At 37.5% G+C, this 2,429-nt stretch carries 2 protein-coding genes; both read right to left on the bottom strand.

Going from position 1 to position 2,429, the window contains the following annotated elements:
• Positions 1 to 61: 61 nt before the first annotated feature.
• A complete protein-coding gene (gene istB, locus JCM9157_RS22870; RefSeq protein WP_035668792.1) occupies positions 62 to 781 on the bottom strand; it encodes an IS21-like element helper ATPase IstB in 720 nt (239 codons plus the stop codon).
• Positions 774 to 2,279: an IS21 family transposase gene (gene istA, locus JCM9157_RS22875; protein ID WP_035668794.1), complete on the bottom strand. Its 1,506-nt coding sequence runs from the start codon at positions 2,277 to 2,279 to the stop codon at positions 774 to 776. Before istA ends, istB begins: the two co-directional genes overlap by 8 nt.
• Positions 2,280 to 2,429: the final 150 nt, after the last annotated feature.

Genomic DNA, 2,429 nt, shown 5'->3' on the forward strand with positions numbered 1-2,429 from the left:
TTTGGCAAGTAAAAAATGTACTAGATGGCAATTAAAAATGCCTGCCACTTGTCACTTCTAATTATTGATGTAATAAAGATTCTTTATAACGAAAACTATCTCCCTTAAAAACAAGTAAGTGTGAATGGTGAATCAACCGATCAATGACTGCTTCAGTTAGAATGGGATCACCAAAAACATGATTCCATTGACCAAATTGAAGATTTGTAGTGATAACCAGACTCTTATTCTCATAACACATCGAAATTACTTGGAATAATAGCTCTGCTCCTTCTTTATGCAAGGGGATGTACCCAAGCTCGTCTAACACTAATAGATCGAGCTTTTCTAACTGCTTCATAACCTTCGGTAGAGTACCATTCTGGTGAACCTCTATTAATTTGTTTACCAAACCTGCCACTGTAAAAAATTTTACGCGACTGCCAAACTTATGTATGGCATTTAAGGATAATAACGTTGCTAGATATGTTTTTCCTGTCCCAACTCCTCCATAAAATATCAGGTTCTCCTTTTCGGAGATAAAGTCTCCGTTTAACACTTGCTCTCGTTCAATTCCTTGTGGAATTTGTATATGCTCCCACTGAAAAGGACTTCCTCCTGTTTTGGGGAGTTGAGCGTGACTTAATAATAAGTTGATCTTCCGTTCTTCTCGATTGGCTATTTCTTTTTCGAATAGCTTGAGAAGGTATTCTTTTGGATCACTTACATTCAATTCATGATAATGTTCTCTTATCCAGCTTAACTTTAATCGCTTTGCGTATTCTTCAATCTGCTTATCCATTACTATGAACCTCTTCCTTAAAGAAGGTGTCATAATGATTTAAGCCGCGCGTAACGGATGGCAGGATTGGCACGACTAGATTTGTAGAGATTGCATCGTGTGTATCTGTGTTGTTATACAATGAATAAAAACAGTGCTTTATTTGATCGGTACTTGGGTGACCATTCTGTGCAGCTAAAGCTAATGCTTCATTTAACAGACTGAAATCTTGATTTTTTAAAAGTTTACCCAGTAATCGCAAGGCTTCTTTTTGTTCTTCTTCTGTGCAGTTACGCAAGTAACTAGCCCATACCTCTGGGAATTGATTGTATATATTAGAGTACTTAATGGCTTTCGGCCTCTTGGAAAGTAGGTCCAAGTATGGTTGCCATACCATTGATTTTCGTCGTGTCCCATACAATCGACTATGGCTCACTATTAACTCGTTTTTCTCGCTCAAAACCATAACCGAGTTATAGGAGATACATAGTTTTACTCTCTGCTGAGCGAACCTTGGTGAAGTTGAATATTGCTTATCATCCAGAGAAACAAACCCGTATTTATCAGCTTTTAACTCTTGATACCGGACACATTCAAATGACTTCTCAGGTAATAGGAGCCACTCCTCTTTATCCTGTAAATAAAGCTCAGACTGAAATATTCTTTTCTCGTAATGTGGGCGGTTCCGATCTTCTTCAGCCAGTTCCCATAGGGTTTCATTAAATTGATCCAATTCTGTAATCATGCATTCAGGTAGTAGAAAGTTATTTCTCACATACTTCACCATTGCTTCTACATGACCTTTTTCGTTTCCTTTTCCAGGGTTACAGAATTCATATTTAAACCCATAATGTAGTGTAAATCGTTCAAAAGTTTGAGTTAACTCTCTGTTCCCTTTGGCCATGACCTTTTTGACCGCAGGCGACAGGTTGTCAAAGCGTATAACTCTTGGAACACCACCCATATGTTGAAACATTCGTTGTAATCCTTCTAATAAACATTCTGTATTTTCCGAAGGAAAGACTTGAAAATAAAACGAATTGCTGTAAGGAAAAGACATGACTAAATAGGGTAGTTCAATCACTTCAGAATAATATTCAAAAGGGGCTGTACCAAAGTCTACTTGAGCTGTTCCAGGAAAAGACTCCAATGGTAGTGCAGCTTCTCGATAGTCTTCCCGCAATTCATATTTACGCTTAGAAACATAATCTCTTACAGTTCGATATGCTCCCTGAAAACTATGAAACTTCTTTAATTGCTGATACATTTTCTTTGCCGTTCGATGATATTTCTTCTTCTTTTTTAAATCCTCTTTAAGCCACTTATCAATAATAGGTTTTACTGGCCCCATTACTGGTGACACTCTTGTTTGTTTCTCTCTCTTTTTAAATTCTTCTTGATTGGCATACTTCGAAACTGTCCGAGGATCAATCTCCATCTTTCTTGCCACACTGGAATAAGTTCCACCTTTTTGATTTACTTCATGTCTGATATAATCTATTTGTGCCACTGCTAACATCTCCTAATAGCCTCCTGTCAAACGTTGTTGGTCCAACGAGGAGTCTAATGTTATTTTGAGAAGTTGACAAGTGGCTTTTTTATTTGTTTTGGGCCTACGGCCCTACACAAATTAAATGCCATTCCCTACATATTTAGTTTGCCATAAACA

It is taken from the genome of Halalkalibacter akibai JCM 9157 (assembly GCF_000513135.1).
In the GTDB taxonomy this organism is placed as follows: Bacteria; Bacillota; Bacilli; order Bacillales; family Bacillaceae_D; genus Halalkalibacter; species Halalkalibacter akibai.

Excerpts from the sequence above, each read along its gene's own strand:
- istB (WP_035668792.1), bottom strand. The coding sequence starts at position 781 with ATGGATAAGCAGATTGAAGAATACGCAAAGCGATTAAAGTTAAGCTGG.
- istA (WP_035668794.1), bottom strand. The coding sequence starts at position 2,279 with ATGTTAGCAGTGGCACAAATAGATTATATCAGACATGAAGTAAATCAA.